Consider the following 16541-nt stretch of genomic DNA (forward strand, 5'->3'; position numbering starts at 1 on the left):
AATTTACTCTCAAAAATTAGTTTAGCCGTTGTTCGTCGAAAGTTGAACAGCGGCTTTTCATTTTGTTTATTCTACAAGCGTCACAAAAAAATGACCTACTTGCATCCAATCTTTAGAAAGTTCGGTCAGCTTCCAATAATAGACCCCCATCGGATAGCCTGACACCTCTATTTGAGTCATTCTTTCATTCTTTTGAAGTCTTTTTTGGAAGACGATTGCCCTTCGATTGTTTTCAACGATGATGACATAATTGCCTGGTTGTTCAAGTTCAAAGATTAGCGTTCCGTTCGTGTAATCTTCTCCAATGGGGGGAGTTTTCACCTTCACAGTATCCGACCTATCCGTTGCCAACTGCAAAACATGGTACTCGGGAATGGGCTGAAACAAACGGCTGACTTCCTCTATGGTTTTGTGGGTTAGGTCTGCTATTTTCTGCAAAACCTCTTCCGCAATGATGGAAAGGGCTGCAGGTTTCGCTTTTTGTTCCATTGCCGCATCTATTTTTCGCAGCTCTTCTTTCATCAGTATTCTGCCAAAATCTTCTTTTTCGGCTTCAAAAGCCATAAAAAAGTCCAATGCCTCTCCTATTTCTGGGTCTTGTTCCAATTGATTTTCAAACACCATGCGCTCTGCTTCCGAAAGCTCATCTGCAACATAACGTTCTATCAACTCTAATAATTGGGGATCAATATTTTTCATAGTGGATTTAACTATCTTTATTTTTGTTATACACCTTCCGCAAAGCATTCATACACCGTCCTTTTTGAACACGTACCACATTTTCATTCTTGTACTTCAATCTTTCAGCCACTTCATTTATTCTCATCTCTTTGTAGTAATACAAATACAAAATAGATTTACACGGCTCTTTCATTTTCAGCAACAAGCTTAACATGGTATTTTTTTCGTCAAATTCATTTGGCACAACCTCAACCTTCAATGTATCCAAATCAAGACCATTTTCTTCAAATGAAACTGTTTTAGCCAGTTCCATTTTGTATTTCCTCAAGTGCATATAATATACCTTCCGCCCAATACCAAACAAATAATGCTTTACACTTTTATTGAAAGCGACTATTTTACCTTTCTTGATGTTCTCATACAATGCCACAACACTATCCTGAAACACATCTACGGAAAAATCTTCACTGCAATTGGTTTGACCTTGAATCCATACTACAAACTCCTTCTTGTATGTTTTATACAAGTCTTGTATTAACTGAGAATTTCCTTTTTTTATTTCTGCTATCCAAGCAACAGAGCCTACTCGTATCGAATTACTATGTTGATTTTTTTCCATAAATTTTTATTTTATCTTTTGCATAAATCCCGATACACGACACACTATCTTTGTGTTGGATTCTTAAAGATGAAACGCAAATTTACATCAAAAAAAACATTTCTTGCGAAAAGTCCTCTATTTATACAGTTGCAGAAAAAGAGAAAACATTAACAGCAGTAAGCATTTTTTAAAAAAAAAAGAGGAAAAAATTATTTTATGCACCAAATGAACTTTTTTTCACCTTCGACTGTATAGTATTTAGATATTTTTCTAATTACCTAAATATTGAATTATCCAATGACATGACAGCATTATTCAAAGCATTAGACGACCCAACGAGGCGACAAATTTTAGAAATGTTGAAAGACAAAGACCTGACAGCAGGAGAAATAGCGGATGCTTTTGAGATGAGCAAACCGAGCATTTCTTACCACCTCGACTTGTTGAAACGGGCGGATTTGGTCGTCAGCGTTAAAAAAGGACAGTATGTTACCTATTCTTTGAGTACTTCGGTGTTGGAAGATACCGTGAAATGGCTTATGGATTTGGTGGACAAAAACAAATCGTAAACACTATTCAATCAATCAAATAACCTTATCAAAATGAACACAAACAACTTCTGGAAAGAGCATCTTTTGAGCATCGTATTGTTGGTATTGCCTTTTGTATTGGTGCTGTTTTTTTGGAACCAAATTCCTGAAATTATCCCTACACATTGGAATATTGACGGAGAAGCAGATAGTTTTGGCAACAAATGGAGCATCCTCATTTTGCCTTTCGTCAATATCGGCGTTTTCTTGCTGCTTTGGGCAATTCCCAAAATTGACCCCAAAAAGAGCATCGAACAATTCAGCAAAACCTATCACATTATGATAGGAATACTGGTAGGCTTGTTGTTTTTGGTTTTCTGCATCATGCTGCTGACCATACTGGGCATGATTGACAACAGCACCAATTGGATCATGTATTCATTGATTGGCTTATTTTTGGTCATCGGTAACTATTTGGGTAAAATGCGTCCTAACTATTTCATGGGTATTCGCACACCGTGGACACTTGAGAATGAAGAAGTTTGGTTAAAAACCCATCGATTTGGCGGCAAACTGTGGGTAATGGCTTCTATTGTGATGTTGCTACTCGGCTTTTTTGCAGTTGGAAAAACCTTTGTCGGTTTGTTCGTTGTGTATGTCCTTGTGATTGGAATCGTGCCAGTAGTGTATTCTTATTTGAGATACAAGGAGTTGAATTGAAGGGAGTTTCATTCTATACTAAATTAGCTATTGGCGAAATAGCCTCTTGTTTTTTTAGAGGTAAACTTCAGAAGTGAGTGGATCAATCATCATGGTGGTTAATCCATTCGCTCCATGACCCAATATACAACTTACCATTGCCCAAACCTGCGTGTTTTAGGGCAAGCAAGTTGTGGCAAGCGGTAACGCCTGAACCACAGTAAAATATTGTATTTTCGGAAGGAATACCTGCCTGCAAATCGTCGAATCGCTGCTGCAATTGAAGTTTGGATAAAAACAAACCATCTACTCCCAAATTTTCTGCAAAAGGTGCATTGATAGCAGTGGGTATGTGACCCGCCCGAAAATCAATGGGTTCTACTTCACCTCGATAACGTTCGGCGGCCCTTGAGTCTATCAGTAAATAGTCGTTGCCTTCCACCGTTTTTTCCACAAAATCCAGTGCGACCATCCGTTCCGCTTGCAGTTTTGGGGTAAATACTCGACGCTTTGGAGGTGTAATGATGGCAGTCGTGGGGTAATTTGCAGCCAGCCAATGTTGCCAAGCACCATCCAAAACGGCTACTTTTTCATGTCCTAACCATTGCAGCATCCACCACAACCGAGCCGCAATTCCTCCGCCTTTGTCGTCATATACCACTACTTGCGTGTCATTGCTAATACCCCAATTGGAGAACATTTCGACTATTTTTTCTGTGCTGGGTAAGGGATGACGACCTGTTTTTTGGGGAATTATGGGTGACGACAGATCTTTGTCTAAGTGTGCATACAAGGCATTTGGAATATGGCTTTGGTGGTAGGCATTTTTACCGTATTCAGTGTCTGCTAATGAGAACCGACAGTCTATAATGACCCAATTTTCATCAGACATATTTGCGTTCAATTCTTGGGCGGAAATTAATGTGGAATAGGTCATGATTAAATGATTTTATTGAGTTTGCAGTAATTTATCCAAAAACTTGAAAGTTTCTTCTCTCACTTGATTCAAGTTATTTGATTGTATATCAGACAGCAGTACATGACCATTGGCTTCTGAAAGTGCTATCAATGTTTTCTGGCCTGTGGGTGTAGAAACCGAATCATAAAATTTCTTGACTCCTTCAATTGAAATGATGTGGTCTCGGTTCACTTCGTCTTTGTCATAATAAGCGACCAAAAGAGGTAATTTAATGTGTTCAAAGACAGATGGTTTCATCGTTTCGTCCAAAAGATGTTGAACGGCTACCAATCCTTCCAAACGGTATTGCATCGTCCAGTATTTTTCAATATTCGGAGCATCTGTTTGAATCTTGTGGTACTTGCTTCCAAAAACCTTGCGGGCAATCTGTAAACCCCAAGGATAGGAAAGCAATTTTCCAGACCCATCTGCCAAGCTAATGAGCGGAGCGTAAAAAAGCAAGGCATCTACATTGGAAGGATTGAAGGCTGCTAAGTAAGCACTGAGAGTTGCACCTGTGGAAGAAGCCATGACAATGGTTTTCTCACCAATAAGATTGCCAATAGCAATAGCCTCTTTTACACTCTCTATCAAATCTTTGGGACTTATATCTACAAAACTTTCTTCATTGTCTATACCATGTCCTGCCAAACGAGTCAGGTACAAATTGTAGCCATAGCGAGCTGCGGTTTCTTGAACAACTGGAGAACCTGCCATTGGGCTGGCCGAAAATCCATGCACAAAAACAATACTATAAGACGTTTTGGTGGGTATGGAATCTGCCCAAATTATCCGTGCCTCATTGTCTGGCTTCAATGAAAACGCTGCTTCTTTCTGATGAATATAGGCCTCTATTTCTGTTAAAGGCATATCCAAAGCTGTTATTTTCGCTTCAATAACAGGGTATTGTGGTTTGGGGCCGAGTAGGAAAACAACTACCAACAAGACCAAAATAAGGAGCAATACAAAACGTTTGCGAATCGGAAGTTTCATCGAAAATGGCGAATGGTTGAAGAGGTGAAATTACGAATAATCCAATCCCACACAAAACTTCAAAATAAAAGTACAAACTCAATTTGAAGCATCAAACTCCAAAGACTTCTTACTTCAACAAAAATAGCTGCTCAGCGACAACTCGGCAATTCGAATTGTTACTCTCCCTAATATTTTTTATTTTTAGTATTCCAATCAATTTCTCTTCACCTTCAAACACTACTTAATATGCAATTATACAAATACCCTTCTTTTTTTATGGTCGGTTTGTTTATTTTATTGGCTTTCACTTCTTGTACCAAAGAAGAATCCATTATTGAAGTAGTTCCTACTCAACTGACTGCAGCAGAGTTCTTGGCATTGCACGTCAGCCAAGACATTTTATTTCAATACTCTTATGACAATCCTACAATAGGTGTTTCAAATGGATGGTTGATTGACAAAAAAGGAGAGGTAAAAACGTATGAGTTGAGCAGCATAAACAATTCATCTGATATTACCGACAAAGGATCTTGTACTCGAACTGACTTACTAAATCTGTATGCCTATTCAAAACCAAATGGAACAAGTATAGAAGCAGAAGAATTGGTGGCAAAGTACAAACAAATTAGCGATGCTTCTTATGGAATTCTTTCTACCAATCAGTCGGGAAGTGAGAAAGAAGGAACAAGCACCTTTTACGCCATTCAATACGATTCCAATGGAGAAACATACACCAGCAATACAGGTTGTGGAAATAATTGTGGTAATGGCACTACAAAATCTCCTTTCGCTCGTATCATTTTACAACAATCTGGCACCAATAACCGCTACAATCAAAGTACCGCAGCCACTGGTTTGGTGCAATGGCTCAGCAACATACACGAAACGGTTGTGCATTAATTGGGAGGACATAAAATTACTCCTCTCCACCCTTTTTATGTAGTGCATTGGTGCATGAAATTGGTGCATCTTTACCAGTTATGAAATTCAAACTATTTTTCATCGTTATCTGGTGCTTCACAACCTCAAGTCTTTGGGCGCAAGACTACAAAATTGAACATCTTTCACTCGAAGACGGACTTTCACAAAGCATCGTTTATTCCATCACCCAAGACCACAAAGGTTTTATGTGGTTTGGGACACAAGATGGACTGAACCGCTATGACGGATATACCTTCAAGGTATATAAACCCCAACCTTTTGACAGCACCTCATTGCGAAACAATTCTATAACAGCTGTTTTGACCGACAAAAATGGTCAATTGTGGGTAGGCACCGCTTGGGGTGGTCTGCATTTGTACGACCCTATCAACGATCACTTCAGAAGATTTTATCACCATCCAATAGACAGTAATACCCTTAATAGCCAGCGCATTTTGAGTTTACACGAAGGTAAACGTGGAATATGGGTAGGCACTGCAAATGGCTTCAGTTTGATGGAAACAAAAGGCTCAGATTCCAAAAATTATCGAGTTCGTTTTCAGCGTTTTTTGTACGACTCCAATCAAGAACGGGGTGAAAATCAAAATTTTGTTCGGGCATTGTACGAAGATGCGAGAGGGGATTTGTGGGTAAATGGTCTCAACAAACTGCTGAAATACGAATTTTCCAAAAGCAACCAATTGAAGGATGCGCCTATCGTTTCTTTTGAATATGATGAGCAAAACCCCAACAGTATTTCCTCCTACTACATCAATGATTTTGCTACTGATCAAAACGGAAATTTTTGGATAGCCACTGGCTTTGGGTTGAATAGATACATAGAAGAAAGTCAAACTTTTGAGCGATTTTACCACGAAACTGAACAGCCCAACAGCTTGCCGAACAATAGAATTAGACGCATCATCTGCGCTTCAAATGGTGATCTATGGATTGCAACCAATGGCAATGGAATCAGCTGCATCAAAGCCAATTCTTTACCTACCAAAAACAAGGCAACACAACAATTGAAGTTCAATCATTATACTGCTTTCGACAAAGACAATTCACTTTCCACCAACTATATAGAAACCATTTTTGAAGACCAACTAAACCAAGGAATAATCTGGGTCGGTACAATGGTTGGCGGATTGAACAAACTAACTCCCATCACCAAACGCTTCAAAAGCATCCATTTGAAGGAAAGACCTTTCAACCAATGGGTCGAAAATAGTGCTGTTTTTTGCACCTTCAAAGACCAAAAAGACAGGATTTGGATGGGAACTGAAGACGGACTTTTGGTGTATGATGTAGCAAACGAACAACACCAGCTTCTTTCTGCCAATAAAAAATCTGACCATTCATTGAAGGAAAACTTTTGCACTACCATTATCAGTGATCAAGCCGACAATTTATGGGTAGGTTCTAATCATGGACTCTACAAAGTAACCGAACCTGAACCCAATCAGTTCTCATTCAAGCGTTACCAAACTTCTGAAGACTGCAAAGACCAATCTGCTTCCTGTGTTTATGCTGCTCCAAATGGGTTGTTGTATATCGGTACATGGTCAGGTATGAGCGTATTTGACCCCATCAGTGACGAAATACTTGGTTGTCCAATTATACTCGACACTTTGGCATTTGAATCCAAAGGCTACAAAGTAACCGATTTTTTGCAGGACGAAAGCGGCAATCTTTGGATAGGAACGCTGCAAGGTTTGATTGTGATTGAAGATTTTGAAACAGCTTGGCACAATTGTGCCATTCAGCCGAATCTGAAAATATACCACCACAACGAAAACAATCCCAACAGTTTGTGGGACAATTATATTGCCGATTTGGAACAAGATGATGCAGGTAATATTTGGGCGGCAACAAGTAGTGGAATTGTCAAAATATTACGACAAGGAGAGGATTTACATTTTGGAGCACTGACAGAAAAAGATGGGTTGTCGAACAACATGGTATATGGCTTTTTGAAAGATCCAAAAACGGGTAATTTCTGGATGAGTAGCAACGGTGGCATCACCAAATTTGATCCCACAGAAAAAACATTTGACAATTACACCATGCAAGATGGGCTGCAAAACAATGAGTTCAATGGAGGGGCTTTCACAATGGCTTATGATGGGGAAATGATTTTTGGAGGCATCAATGGCATCAGTCGTTTTTATCCCAGTGAAATTCAATACGATACCATCCCTCCAAAAATTTGGATTACCTCCCTAAATTATGACAAAAACAAACAACTCAACCTGCTTTACCAACCCAATCAGACCATCAAACTACCTTATGGCAAAAGTCATTTTTCGATGGAATTTATGGCAATAGACTACATCCATCCCAATGAGTGTCAATATGCTTACCTCCTCGAAGGGTTGCACGAAGATTGGATTTCTGTTGGTACGAATCGCCAAGTAAATTTTTCGGACTTGTCGCCTGGTACATACACTTTTAGAGTCAAGGCTTGTAATGGAGATGGAATTTGGAACGAGCAAGGAGCAGCCGTCCAAATTGCGATTTTACCTCCATTTTGGATGACAGGATGGTTTTATCGGTTGATTGCATTGCTCATTTTAGCGATTTTATGGTATTTGCATCAATCGAGTGTGAAGCGAAAAATTGAGAAAGTGGTGGAAATCGAAAAAATTCGCAAAAATGCAGCTGCAGATTTTCACGATGAGTTGGGACATAAATTGACGGTTATTTCTTTATTCAGCGAAATTGTGAAAGACAAATTGACAGGAAAGATTGATAATGAAGTAAGTCCACATTTGGATAAGGTTATCAAAACCTCCAATGAGTTGTATTTTTCGATGAAAGATTTGTTGTGGGCTTTAGACCCTTCCAAAGATTCCATTTACGATTTGGCGATTATGCTCAAAGATTTTGGAGATGAACTTTTCGACAAAACGGGCATACATTTCCACTCCGAAGGCATCCGCCCACTGCTCAAAACCCGCAAGTTACCAATGCACTACAAACGACATATCGTGTTGATTTTCAAAGAAGCAATGAACAATACACTCAAACATGCCGGCTGTCACAATACCTTGCTGGCGTTTGACTACAATGGCAATGGCCATCTGCAAATCTCCTTCAAAGACGATGGTCATGGATTTGAAATTCCAAAGGTGAAGGAAGGAAATGGGCTACTCAATATCCAAGATCGAGCCGAGCGCATCAATGCCGATTTAGCGATTCAACCCCATAATCAAGGCACGGCAATTGTCTTACAGTGTGATTTGGATGAAGATGTGAAGACATATTTCTAAGAGTGGTTTATTTTGAAAGACTACAAAAGTTTTGAAAACTTTTGTAGTCTGCGTAGGAAAAAATTCACTTCGACACCTTCAATGCAAAACCCACTCCTCTCCTATTTTCAATTTGCACACTATCATCAGAACTCAAATATTTTCGGAGGCGGCTGATAAAAACGTCCATGCTACGACCCGCAAAATAATCATTCTCACCCCAAAGTCGCGTCAAAATAGCCTCTCGTGTAACCACTTCATTTCGGTTGTCCCACAAAAGTTGCAGAAGTTTGGCTTCTTGCAGGGTTAAAGAAAACTCGCCCCTTTCCCCCTTCAATAACAGATTGGTACGATCAAAAGAAAAAACTCCTATTTGTTGCAACACATCCATTTTTGTGCGGTTGGTACGCCGCAAAATATTTTGAATCCGAAGCACCAATTCGTCAATCTCAAAAGGTTTGGTGATGTAATCATCTGCCCCCAAAGCCAAACCTTTCACCCGATCCCATTTCTGATTTTTGGCAGTCAGAAAGATAAAAGGTACTTCCTCATCCAAGTTTTTGATGCGTTTCGCAAGATCAAAACCATCCATTTCTGGCATCATAATATCCAAAATACAGAGGTCAAACCTATTGGTTTTGAAGCTATTCAGCCCCTCCAAACCATTTCTACAAAGCTCCACTTCAAATTCATGTGCTTCCAAGTAGTGTTTCATGACATTACCCAAATCGGTATCGTCTTCGACAAGTAATAGATTCTGATTCATCTGTTTAGAAATTTTGTCTTGGCAGTTGGATTCTAAAAATACTTCCTTTCCCTTTTTTGCTCTCTACTTCAATCGTACCCCCATGTGATTCTATGCTTTTGCGGACATAATACAAACCCAAACCCAAGCCCTTTACTGTATGTAGATTCCCTTTTTGTCCTCTATAAAATTTGTCAAAAATATGTTGTTGGGTTTCCCTGTCCATTCCCATACCTTTGTCTTCAATACTTATTTGCAGATATTCGCCATTATCATTCGTTTTGACCCTAATAATAGGGTTTTCTCCGCTGTACTTCAAAGCATTGTCCAAAAGATTGGAGATAACTGTGGTAAGGTGAAATTTATCTATGTTTATGATGTCTTGATTTGCAGATAAATCGACCTCCAGATCCAAAGGCTTATCGGTTTGCTTCAATTTAAAATCTGCTACAATGGTTGCCAAAAAACTATTCATTTCCACAGGTTCTTTCTCCAAAGTAGGATTTGTTCGCTCCCAAATGGTCAAATCCAAAACTTGATTGATCAATTTTTGCAGTCTTTTGGATTGACGATCAATCACTTCCACCATGTTTGCAGCAAGCACAGGGTTGTTAACGATTTTACCATTTTGCAGGCTTTTATTGGCCACAGCAATTGTTGCCAAAGGCGTTTTCAACTCATGACTGATATTGTTGATAAAATCACTCTTCATATCCGACATTTTTTTCTGTTTGCGCCAATGATAAATCGTGTAAATAAACACCACTAAAATAGTCAGTATGGTCAGTATCGAAAGCGTAAAAATTCCATACATTTCTTTGATTAACAAAGAATTCCTTGCAGGCGTATCTACATACAAGGCATAGTCAATCAAGCATTTATTGCCAACCACAGACCGTGTATCCATGATGTGGTTGTCTGTGCTTAAATCTTGTAAATTACCTAGAAGCAGTAAGCCTTCTTTGTCCCCTTCTTTTTCAAAAATCACAAGCTCACTTGTTGTACCCAACAAAATCCCTACGTGTCGAACCACTATTTGGTAATCAAAATTAGATGAAATATCATTTGTGTATTTGTATCCTGCAAAAAACGCATCTAAATCGTTGTAGTATTTCAAATTCGCTATCAACCGTTGGTAAAACTGCTTTTGCAGCTTATCCAATTCCTCCTTGGATTGAATTACCGTCAATGCAACGGTAAAATCTGTAGCTATGCTATCTATCAGTGTGTGAGCATCATTGTAAAACACTCCTCCACTAATACAATCTTCATAGGCATCAAAAATGGAGTTTCGGTATGTGATAACAAACTCCTTATTCTTCAACTGATACGTGTTTGACACCAAAAAATACTGCACTCCCATCAAAGCAATCAATGCTAAAGCTGAGAAAATAATCGCTATTCGTATGTTAGGGCTATTGATCATAAATAAAAGTAAGCAAGCAATCTACAAACTTAATCTAAAAAAACGCTAAAAAATAGATTTTCAAGTCTTTAACAATTCATTAACAAACGAACCATCATTGAATGAAACCTTATAGTCAAGGTTTTCGTAGGTAGAAATAGGAAATCTTTGTCACAACTCCAATTATTAACATACAAATTCACCCAAAAATATTTCTCTTTAAGCAATCTGTTTGTGCAGCACGCTTAAGGCACAACAGCGCCGTCATGCGATTGCCTTTGGTAACAATGGCGGTGCTTAATATTACTCCTTCTTTCTTTGGAGAATCATTCATTTTCAACGACAAACGCCGCAAGTTTAGAGAACTTACGGCGTTTGTCATCTTACAAAGTTATTGAAAGATCAATTGTTTTACTTCAAATTCAACGGAACATTTTCTTGAATATAGATTCCCGTTTCGATAGGCACTTCAAAGTTTCCATCTGAACCAAGATACAACAGGTCGAAGGACTTATTATTAAACTTACTCACCTTTATATCATTTGTTTTGATGTTAACCAACCCTTCTGACGTTTCAATTGCAAGCAATTTTACCGAAACTTCACTTGGGTTTTGGTTGTTGTTGGTACTACTCACATTGGCCTGAACGTATGTACCTCGATGTAACAATTCTTCACCATTGATGACAATTGATTCCAATAGCCTCAACCTGATAGGTTGATCGAAGGCTTCCCAATCTGAAGGAGGTGCACTCAATTTTAGTTGTGTACCAGTGAGTAAAGTATTTTTTGGAGCTATCGCTGCGGCAATTTCCACATTGCCGCCTCTAAATGATTCTGCATTCAAAAGATTGGGTTGTTTTTGCTGACTTGCTTTTTGTGCTGCATTCGTAGTTCTAACATCACTATTTCCTCTAGTATTGTTTCGAGATGGCGCATTGATACGGCCGTTTGTTTGCTTATTAGCATCTGCAGCAGTGGAAGAATTTGAAGACTTTCTTCTATTATCCGCCATTTCTGACTGAATCGGGCGAATTTTTGTCAGTTTCCAAAACTGTCCACTGTATCCTTTTTTTTCTCCCAACAATACAGTGTTTTTACCATCGTTCATCACATCCAATACTTTATTCTCGGTTTGCCACATGGTATAGAGTTGAAAAAAACCATCATTTGTAGGTACTATCCGCCAATATTGTCCACTGTAATTACCACTTTTAGCTAGTTGAGGGCGGTTGTTTTGACCATCGTTTACAATGTCCAAACATTTATCTTCTTTCTGAAAAGCAGTCGTTAGTTTGTACCATCCATCTTGTACAGGAGTCAATTTCCAATATTGACCGCTTACATTTGCTGTTTTCGCCAATTGAAGTTGGCAGTTACATTTTCCATCATTCACAATATCTAAGGCCAAGTCATCACCTTGCCACATATTGGTGAGCCGATACCAATAACTGGGATCTATTGGATTATCATTGTTTTGTGCAACCAATAAACTGGAAAATATACCAAGGCCTAAAGTGAGTAGGGTGAGTAAATGCAAGAAAAAAGAATTTGTTAATTTCATGTTTTGTAGGTTTTAATGTTTAATTAAAATTCTCTTGGAGAGAACAAAGGCTTAGGAAGTCCTTTCACGGCATTTGTCAAAGAATCATTAAAAGAATAGAGAGCAGAATCAAAGCAGCATATAAACCATTGGCTTTTATGCCTATGTCTTTCATTCTACAACTTCCACTAATTATTGATTTTGGTTTTGTTGTTGATACTATTGTTGTTGAATTTTTGTATCGTATTGCTTTTCTGCTCAATCACCTGATTATTCATTTTTGTAGGGTCTATCACCAAGACATTGAAGTAGGCATTTTCGGACAGGGCTTCTTTATCACAGTTATATACCGTCCATTTATCGCTATGATAATACACACCTGAATTGTGCTTGTTGTAAACACTTGTATTCCAACTTGAAGTTATAAAAATCAACAGATTTGAATCTCCATTTGTCGCAGTATTTTCCATCACAGATACGTGTTGATAGCCCTTCAAAAGTTTGTCCTTAGTCGATTTATGGTTCAAAAGACTTGCGCCCTTCAATCCAACATCTTCGCTTTTCTTCAAAATCAACACATTAAATTGGGCATTCTCAGGCATTGGAGTCATATCTTGATTGAAAATTGTCCAAAAACCTTTCTCGTAGTAAACCCCAATTGGATGATTGTTGTAAACACCTTTGGCATTATCACCATAATTTTGCGTGACAATTAATTTTGCATCTCTATCTCCGTCACTGTAAGGATGTTTGATGCGTGTAATGTGTTGTTTGGAGCCAAAAATATTTTCTTTGGTGGCTTTGTGAACAAACACATTAGGGCCTGCATTTGGATACGCCAATACATTGAAGCGATAGTCTTCTGGAATATTCTTTGTGCGATCTTGGTTAAATATCCTCCATTTGTCGTTGTGCCAATACACGCCTACGGTGGTTGGATTGTAAGGAGATTTCCAGTTGGGAGTGATGAAAACAATGGCATTTTGATTATTATTTGTTTCCCTATTATCAAGTATCGTAGAATTACCGATTGTATTTGTTTTGGTCGAAACGTGGCTAAAAACTTGTGGAACAGGTGGGCGAATAGTGGGTTGTGTAGGATTCGTATTAGGCGTATAGGGTTCTGATTCTTTCACACTTTTTGCATCCACAATTTTATAAATCGGATATTTTTTTTCTGTTCCAGTAGCAAAAGACACGATTCTAGTGTGTAAATCCAGTTGTACATGAGCGTTTCGAGATTTGTCAAAAAGATAGACCGACCAATCATCCCTTTGCTCTTCCACAAAATTAAACTTGGTTTGTCCATCCAATAAATCTACTTCAATCCAACCTTTGCCGTCTTTTTGAATAAATTTTCCTTTTGCACCACCGTTATTTTCAAAAGTAACTTCTTGAACAAGCCAACCGTTTACTTTAGCCGATACATTCATAATTTCATACAAAGGTTGTTTTTGCTGATTTCTTGCATCGCTGTACATTACTTTTTTGGTGTGTAAATCCAGTTGAATAGCTACATTTCGTCCTTCATCCTTCAAATAAACAGACCATTCATCTCGGTTCATTTCTCTAAATTCAAATGTGCCAGCACCTTTTGCAGAACCTATTTCCTTCCATGATTTTGCAGCTACTTGCCTGTAAACACCTAACTGCGCACCATTTCGACCAAATTCTACATAATTTACATTCTTACCATTGACCAATTCTATATTTGGTTTACCTTCTGGTTGATACGGTTTGGTAGGAGGCTTGACAGCCACGTTCAAGATGTCGTACAAAGGGCGTTTTGCTTGGTTTGCTTCACCACCGTACATCACTTTTTTGGTATGCAAATCCAATTGAATGTAGGTGCTACGGGATATATCTTGCAAATAAACAGACCACTCATCACGATTGACTTCTTCAAACCTAAAACTCGATGCACCTTTTGCTACTCCAGTTTCTTGCCAAGTTTTTTCGCCAATTTGTTGATAAACACCCAATATCTTGCTGTTTTGACCAAACTCCAGATAATTGACATTCATCCCATTCACTACGTTTGACTTTATTTTACTCGTAGGATTGTAGGCTTTAAGCGGTTTGGTAAACACATCTGCTTTTGGCTTTTGAGCAAGACTGTCTTTAGGAGCAAATGTTAGAAAGCTGCAAGTAATAACCAACAGCACAAAAAAAGTTTTGATGCGATTCATGTAGTTGAGATTTAAGGAGTATTAAAAAAAATGGTGGGAGTAGTTGCAATCAGAAATTAAAGATAAGGAAATAACCACTAAATATTGCATTTTAGCTACCCAAAATCCATTTCAGTCTCCAAACCAATTAGACGAATTGCGAATTAAGTTTCCGACAAAAACCTCAAAAAAAATGTATTTTTTCTAAATTTCTTTAATTATCCATTTCCAATATCTCTGACTCTACCCATTGCTTCAATTCTTCTTTCGTGTGGTAGTAAAAAGCCCTTCCTTTTTCGGTCAAATAAGGATAATGTAAATCCATGATTGACTTTACTCCTCCTGCAATGCTAATCGTCTCTTCCCCCAAAATTTCTCGTGCTAAGAGCCAAGAATTTTGAATTGCCCACGAATTTCTCGCCAACGAATCGTAGAGTCCCTCGGAAGGTTCTTCAATCAAATAACCCATGTCCACTCCTACATACAATACCTTTCTATTGAAGCGAATAAGATGAAATATTTGTTCTTTGAAAGAGTCTTTGATTTCTGGATAAAGGTGGATAATCTCCAAAATATCACGATAAAAAAAGCGAAATTGAAGTTGAAATTTGAGGTAATCTTTGGTAATCGTCACCGCATTAGAAGACTTCAAAAAAACTTTTTTTATCTCACTCAATTGCTTCAACATATAACGATACACCGAATCTATGATGTCTTTTTTGGTCTTAAAATGATAGGTCAAGTTACCTGGGCTTAGTTCCGCCGCATCTGCAATGTCACGCACACGAACATTGCCGACTCCTCTCTGATTGAACAAATCAATCGCCGTTTGAATAATATTTTTTTTCGTTCCTTTCATCCTCACAAAAGTAAAGTTTAGCCTTCAACGAAGCAATTTTTTTAGTATTTTTGTACTAAATTTGCATATCTTCAACACACTAAAAACAAACAATCATGGTCAAAAACCCTCCAATTCAATTACCCGCAGGTATCATCCCTCAATTTGACAGTTTAGAAGCAGAGCGTTACTACCGAAAAAGCAGATTAGCAGGTGCTTACCGTATATTCGGCAAATTTGGTTTTTCGGAAGGAGTAGCAGGACACATCACTGTTCGTGACCCAGAGCATACCGATTGTTTTTGGGTCAATCCATTCGGTTTGTCCTTCAATCAAATCAAAATATCCGATCTTATTCTCGTCAATGAGGAAGGTGAAATCATTGCAGGAAAGCACAAATTTTTGAACAAAGCAGCTTTTGCCATTCACTCCGAAGTACACAAAGCCCGCCCAGACGTGATTGCAGCAGCACATGCACATTCGATTTACGGCAAAACTTGGTCCACTTTCGGACGTTTATTAGATCCAATTACCCAAGATTCTTGTGCTTTTTACCACGATCACGGACTATTTGATGATTATACAGGGGTAGTCAATGATTCGAGTGAAGGTGCCAGAATTGGTGAAGCTTTGGGTGATAAAAAAGCCGTTATTCTGCAAAATCATGGATTGCTAACTGTTGGACACAGTGTTGAAGAAACAGCTTGGTGGTTCATTAGCATGGAAAGATGCTGTCAATCTCAAATTTTAGCCGAATCAACAGGTAACCATATCATAAAAATAGGCCACGAAACGGCTTTGAAAACCCGTGACCATGAAATCGGTTTCCCCATTGCAGGCTTTTTTAGCTTTCAACCTTTGTGGCAAGATATATGTCGACAACAACCTGATTTTATGGATGTTCCAGCGCCAAAAGTAGCGGAAGATGTGTTAGATGGTTAGATGGTTAGATGGTTAGATGGTTAGATGGTTAGATGGTTAGATGGTTAGATGGTTAGATGGTTAGATGTAATACTTGTATAGAATCGCTTATGTTTCATAAAATAACATCACTAATACAACATAAACCAGATAGGTGGCCACTCATTTTTTGCACAAAGAACTGACAATTAATAGTTTTAAAAACTAATCACTAATTTACTAATCACTGTAATAGTTCGTTAGGTATTCAATCAACTAATGCCATTCAACCTTCAAAACAAACAATTATTTTTTTAAAAAAAATAAC

At 38.3% G+C, this 16541-nt stretch carries 15 protein-coding genes; 6 read left to right on the forward strand and 9 right to left on the reverse strand.

Annotated features, from left to right (window positions below):
* Positions 1–66: 66 nt before the first annotated feature.
* Positions 67–699 carry a hypothetical protein gene (locus tag R3E32_10335; protein ID MEZ4885112.1) on the reverse strand — a complete coding sequence of 211 codons (633 nt, stop codon included), beginning with the start codon at positions 697–699 and terminating at the stop codon, positions 67–69.
* Positions 700–706: 7 nt separating this feature from the next.
* Positions 707–1300: a sigma-70 family RNA polymerase sigma factor gene (locus R3E32_10340; GenBank protein MEZ4885113.1), complete on the reverse strand. Its 594-nt coding sequence runs from the start codon at positions 1298–1300 to the stop codon at positions 707–709.
* Between the two features lie 284 nt (positions 1301–1584).
* Here R3E32_10340 and R3E32_10345 point away from each other — a divergent pair, with 284 nt between their 5' ends.
* Both R3E32_10345 and R3E32_10350 read left to right on the forward strand, forming a co-directional pair.
* Positions 1585–1851 (forward strand): autorepressor SdpR family transcription factor, encoded by a 267-nt coding sequence (locus tag R3E32_10345; GenBank protein MEZ4885114.1) that lies wholly within the window; start codon positions 1585–1587, stop codon positions 1849–1851.
* A gap of 33 nt (positions 1852–1884) precedes the next feature.
* Positions 1885–2532 carry an SdpI family protein gene (locus tag R3E32_10350; GenBank protein MEZ4885115.1) on the forward strand — a complete coding sequence of 216 codons (648 nt, stop codon included), beginning with the start codon at positions 1885–1887 and terminating at the stop codon, positions 2530–2532.
* Between the two features lie 82 nt (positions 2533–2614).
* Here the strand turns inward: R3E32_10350 and R3E32_10355 are convergent, their stop codons facing one another.
* Together R3E32_10355 and R3E32_10360 are read right to left on the reverse strand one after the other, a co-directional pair.
* On the reverse strand, positions 2615–3448 hold the full coding sequence (locus R3E32_10355) for a sulfurtransferase (GenBank protein ID MEZ4885116.1): 834 nt from the start codon (positions 3446–3448) through the stop codon (positions 2615–2617).
* Between the two features lie 12 nt (positions 3449–3460).
* Positions 3461–4462, reverse strand: a complete 1002-nt coding sequence (locus R3E32_10360; GenBank protein ID MEZ4885117.1) for an alpha/beta hydrolase — start codon at positions 4460–4462, stop codon at positions 3461–3463.
* A gap of 228 nt (positions 4463–4690) precedes the next feature.
* Here R3E32_10360 and R3E32_10365 point away from each other — a divergent pair, with 228 nt between their 5' ends.
* Together R3E32_10365 and R3E32_10370 are read left to right on the forward strand one after the other, a co-directional pair.
* The gene (locus R3E32_10365; GenBank protein ID MEZ4885118.1) at positions 4691–5344 is read left to right on the forward strand and encodes a hypothetical protein; all 654 of its coding nucleotides are present in this window, start codon (positions 4691–4693) and stop codon (positions 5342–5344) included.
* Positions 5345–5424: 80 nt separating this feature from the next.
* Entirely contained in the window at positions 5425–8637 is a 3213-nt protein-coding gene (locus tag R3E32_10370; protein MEZ4885119.1) for a two-component regulator propeller domain-containing protein, read from the forward strand.
* Between the two features lie 64 nt (positions 8638–8701).
* Here R3E32_10370 and R3E32_10375 read toward each other — a convergent pair whose 3' ends face one another.
* Entirely contained in the window at positions 8702–9382 is a 681-nt protein-coding gene (locus R3E32_10375) for a response regulator transcription factor (GenBank protein MEZ4885120.1), read from the reverse strand.
* 4 nt (positions 9383–9386) lie between these two features.
* A complete protein-coding gene (locus R3E32_10380) occupies positions 9387–10787 on the reverse strand; it encodes a HAMP domain-containing sensor histidine kinase (protein MEZ4885121.1) in 1401 nt (466 codons plus the stop codon).
* A 245-nt stretch (positions 10788–11032) separates the two neighbouring features.
* Between R3E32_10380 and R3E32_10385 the strand changes: the two genes are divergently transcribed.
* Positions 11033–11164 carry a hypothetical protein gene (locus tag R3E32_10385; GenBank protein MEZ4885122.1) on the forward strand — a complete coding sequence of 44 codons (132 nt, stop codon included), beginning with the start codon at positions 11033–11035 and terminating at the stop codon, positions 11162–11164.
* A 13-nt stretch (positions 11165–11177) separates the two neighbouring features.
* On the opposite strand, the gene R3E32_10390 is transcribed toward R3E32_10385, so the two are convergent.
* The 3 genes from R3E32_10390 to R3E32_10400 form a co-directional block, all read right to left on the reverse strand.
* A complete protein-coding gene (locus R3E32_10390; GenBank protein ID MEZ4885123.1) occupies positions 11178–12329 on the reverse strand; it encodes an RICIN domain-containing protein in 1152 nt (383 codons plus the stop codon).
* A gap of 167 nt (positions 12330–12496) precedes the next feature.
* A complete protein-coding gene (locus tag R3E32_10395) occupies positions 12497–14497 on the reverse strand; it encodes a hypothetical protein (GenBank protein MEZ4885124.1) in 2001 nt (666 codons plus the stop codon).
* Positions 14498–14690: 193 nt separating this feature from the next.
* Complete coding sequence (locus R3E32_10400; GenBank protein MEZ4885125.1) at positions 14691–15335, reverse strand: TetR/AcrR family transcriptional regulator; 645 nt, start codon at positions 15333–15335, stop codon at positions 14691–14693.
* Between the two features lie 95 nt (positions 15336–15430).
* Here R3E32_10400 and R3E32_10405 point away from each other — a divergent pair, with 95 nt between their 5' ends.
* Complete coding sequence (locus R3E32_10405) at positions 15431–16255, forward strand: class II aldolase/adducin family protein (protein ID MEZ4885126.1); 825 nt, start codon at positions 15431–15433, stop codon at positions 16253–16255.
* Positions 16256–16541 lie beyond the last annotated feature (286 nt).

The organism is Chitinophagales bacterium, assembly GCA_041392475.1.
Classification (GTDB): domain Bacteria; phylum Bacteroidota; class Bacteroidia; order Chitinophagales; family UBA2359; genus JAUHXA01.